This is a genomic window from Nocardioides sp. CPCC 206348 (genome assembly GCF_048654705.1).
Classification (GTDB): domain Bacteria; phylum Actinomycetota; class Actinomycetes; order Propionibacteriales; family Nocardioidaceae; genus Nocardioides.
The window spans coordinates 1641-4846 of sequence record NZ_JBMCZA010000007.1; the positions used below are offsets into that span (position 1 = coordinate 1641).

4 protein-coding genes and 1 pseudogene are annotated in these 3206 nt (G+C 70.3%); 1 reads left to right on the forward strand and 4 read right to left on the reverse strand.

The genetic code is table 11. The annotated features are described in order from the left end of the window. A pseudogene (locus ACOADB_RS00215) lies at positions 1-376 on the forward strand (MerR family transcriptional regulator); the annotation flags it as partial. A gap of 16 nt (positions 377-392) precedes the next feature. Here the strand turns inward: ACOADB_RS00215 and ACOADB_RS00220 are convergent. The 4 genes from ACOADB_RS00220 to ACOADB_RS00235 form a co-directional block, all read right to left on the reverse strand. After that, positions 393-1160 (reverse strand): hypothetical protein, encoded by a 768-nt coding sequence (locus ACOADB_RS00220; protein WP_378595906.1) that lies wholly within the window; start codon positions 1158-1160, stop codon positions 393-395. A gap of 11 nt (positions 1161-1171) precedes the next feature. Next, the gene (locus ACOADB_RS00225) at positions 1172-1840 is read right to left on the reverse strand and encodes a hypothetical protein (protein WP_378595907.1); all 669 of its coding nucleotides are present in this window, start codon (positions 1838-1840) and stop codon (positions 1172-1174) included. 42 nt (positions 1841-1882) lie between these two features. Then, a complete protein-coding gene (locus tag ACOADB_RS00230) occupies positions 1883-2332 on the reverse strand; it encodes a DoxX family protein (RefSeq protein ID WP_378595908.1) in 450 nt (149 codons plus the stop codon). Positions 2333-2441: 109 nt separating this feature from the next. After that, the coding region (locus tag ACOADB_RS00235; protein ID WP_378595909.1) for an MFS transporter at positions 2442-3206 on the reverse strand (765 nt) is incomplete at its 5' end.

The window sequence follows — 3206 nt, forward strand, 5'->3', positions numbered from 1 at the left end:
GCGCCTGATCGAGGGCGAGCGCGACGCGTGGATCCTCGTCGCTGCGCAGCTCCCGGAGCACATGCCGCTCTTCATGGAGCTCAAGGGCAACCAGCTGGACGACCCCGTGGTCGCCGACTTCTACGGCGACCTCGACGAAGCCCTCGAATGGGCGCCCGACGACCCGCGCCTCCCCGCGTTCGCCGACCGGATGGTGTCGATGTTCGAGGCCAGCGAGGAGACCGACCTCGAGGAGTGGGAGGCCTTCGAGCTCCCCAACGACCTCGTCGAGCTGCTCGACTCGGTGTTCCTCGACGCCGTGCCCCTGGCCCGCACGTTGCTCGGGCTCCTCGAGGAGCGCGGCTGGACCGGGTGGACGAAGCTGGAGCGCATCTGAGTGGCTCAGGGTGGGGCTACGAACGGGCCTTGTCCCGGCGACGTTCCAGCTTGGTCAGGAGTTGGGTGAGCTCGGCTTCCCACTCCAGCTCTCGTTCAGCTGCCCACTGAGCCTCCTCCTCGGCGCCGATCTCAGGCGGCAACTGGAGGTTCTCGATCCCGGCCAGCAGGGCGTCGTAGCGGAGGTAGAACTGATACGAGTGGCCGTGGTCGCCGAGTCCGTCGAGGTTGGGCCGGTCTGCTGTGGCTCCGCTCGCCCACCGCTGTCGCTGTTCGCGGGGCCACATGAACTCCAGCACCAGACGGTCGACACCATCCACCTGGTCGTCGTACCGCTCGAAAAGCGACGCCAGTGTGGCGAGATCGTCGATGCCCGCGAAGTAGCCGATGGCCATCGGCAGCTCAGCGAAGTCCTTGGTCTTTCTGGCCGTTCGACCGTGCAGGCGTTGCTTGACCCACGCTGCCACCGCAGGGGCTGCGGCCCCTGTCGTGTCCCAGCGCCGCAGCAGCATCAGGGCGACGCACTGGTTGTGCAGGTTCCGCTCCTTGAGCGCCCGCGCATACAGGTGCACGTGGTCCGCGGCCGACCGGTGAGCACCGAGAGTTTGCAGCGCGACGTCGCGCTCCGAACCCGACGTCTTCGTCGAGCCATCGACGATCGGGATCAGCACCGCCAATGTGCGGTTGCCACCGACCCGGCCAAGGTTGGCCATGAGGTGCTCGCGCTCCGACGCCGATCCGAACGGCAGAACGGACAGGATGCGATCCTCCAGGTCCGCGCCCACGGGGCCCTCGTTCAACGAGCTGCCCGTTCCGCCAGTCGTACGGCGGCATGCCGGACGATCGCGGCTTCCTCACTGTCGCGCGCGGCCTCGTGCGGGACCGCACCACCCAGCAGCCCGGCGGGCTGGGTGAGCCACGCCCACACCTGCCACGCATCCATCGTCGAGGCGAGCAGTGGCTCGAGCACCGGGCCGAGCTCGGCGCGCAGCTCACCGGCCGCATCGAGCTGGAACGCCGGGACCAGGGTGCCGCCGTCGTGCGGCACGACCAGCAGGGCGCGGCGCTCCGCTGCCTTGTGGACGTCGAACCGGGTCGCGTTCTCCGACGTGCCGCGGACCTCGGCGAGGCTCGCGTAGCTGTGCGACGCCGTGGCGAGCAGGGCCGTGCGGACCTGTGCCTGTCGCCGCAGCTGCACCAGCGCCAGCGGGACCGCGTGGGCCGGGTCGTCCCCGTCCTGGTGCAGCATCTGGTCCAGGGCCTGGATCTGGTCCGCGCTCATCGGCAGCCCGGTCGCAGGATCGCGCCACCGGGCCACCCCGTCGGCGTCGCGCTCGAACGTCGGAAGCCCCGCCTCGCCCAGGTGCTGGGCGAGGTCGAGCTCCTCGAGCCACGCCGCCAGCTGCGCCCCGACCTCGGATGATCCCGAAGCGGTCGACCGGCAGGCGTGGGACTCGTCGTGCATGGATCCAGCCTCCCACCGGACCCCGGCGGATCGGACCAGGGGTCAGCTGGTGACCGGGGCGGGCTCGGCGCGCCCGACGATCAGCCGGTCGAGGGAAATCCGCCCGGCCCCGGTGCCGGCCAGGACGAGCGCGAGGAACCCGATCACGCCGACCAGTTCCCAGCCACCGGCCGAGGAGAGCACCTCGGTGCCGCGGTGGGCGTACCAGAACGCGCCGGCCATCTGGCCCACCACCAGCAGTCCGGCCAGGGGAGTCAGCAGTCCGGCGATGAGGAGGGCTCCACCGCCGATCTCGGCCACCAGCGCGTAGCCGGCGGCGACCTCCGGCAACGGGATCCCCATGGCCGCGAAGCCGTCGGCGGTGGGGCCGAAGCCGGACTCCTGCTTGTCGAGACCGTGGGTGAGCAGGACGATGCCGAGGCCCACACGGGCGACGAGCAGGACGATGTCGCGCAGGGGAGCGGGCGTGCTGAATCCGAGAAGGGCGTGCATGGTGCCTCCGAGTGGGCGTCGTTGATGAGCGGTCCAAGGTAGTTGAACCTTCATCCAATGCTGGCGCACGAACCTGTGGGGTTCCTGAAGGAATCCGGTGCACCTCCGGTCAGGTGGCGGCGCGATCAGCCGACGTCGTACGGGGACGGAGCACCACCAGGGCAACGACCAGCGCCCCGGCCATCATGGCCACGGGGAGCCAGAAGGCCGACTGCACGGCAGCGCTGACGTCCGGTGCGAGGGCGAGCCGTTCAGCGGTGGAGAGTCCTTGCAGTTCGCCGATCCCGTCGTCGCCCAACCGGGGAAGCCGCGTCGACAGCTGGCCGGCGAGAAGCACCGCGACGGCGGCCGTGGTGACCGAGGCGGCGAGCTGGTTGAGGACGTTGATCATCGTGCTGCCCGACGGGATGTCGTCGTCCGCCAGGTCGCGGGTCGCCAGGGTGATCGTCGGAAGCATGGTCGCTCCCGCCCCGGTCGTGCCGAGCATCAGGAACGGCACCAGGGACCAGTACGAAGTGTCGGCAGCCAGTTGCAGGGTGAAGCCGCCGTACCCGACCACCGCCATCGCGATCCCGGTCGAGATCACCCGCACGGGCGGCACCCGGTCGATCAGACGGCCGGAGACCTGGATCGAGATCCCGGCGACGATCGCCTGGGGAACCATCAGCAGTCCGGCCGTGGTGGCCGTCTCGCCGCGCGCGACCTGGAAGTAGAGCGGCACCAGGATGAGCGTCGAGAAGTAGCCGCCGGCGAAGAGGACGAGCAGCAGAGCTCCGCCGCCCGTGGCCCGCACCCCGAGCAGGCGCACCTTCAGCAGCGGTACGGCGGTGCCCAGGGCATGCCGCACGAACCCGGCGAGCAGCACCAGTCCCAG

Coding starts and splice junctions, on each gene's coding strand:
- ACOADB_RS00225 (WP_378595907.1), bottom strand. CDS start 1,840: ATGCACGACGAGTCCCACGCCTGCCGGTCGACCGCTTCGGGATCATCC.
- ACOADB_RS00230 (WP_378595908.1), bottom strand. CDS start 2,332: ATGCACGCCCTTCTCGGATTCAGCACGCCCGCTCCCCTGCGCGACATC.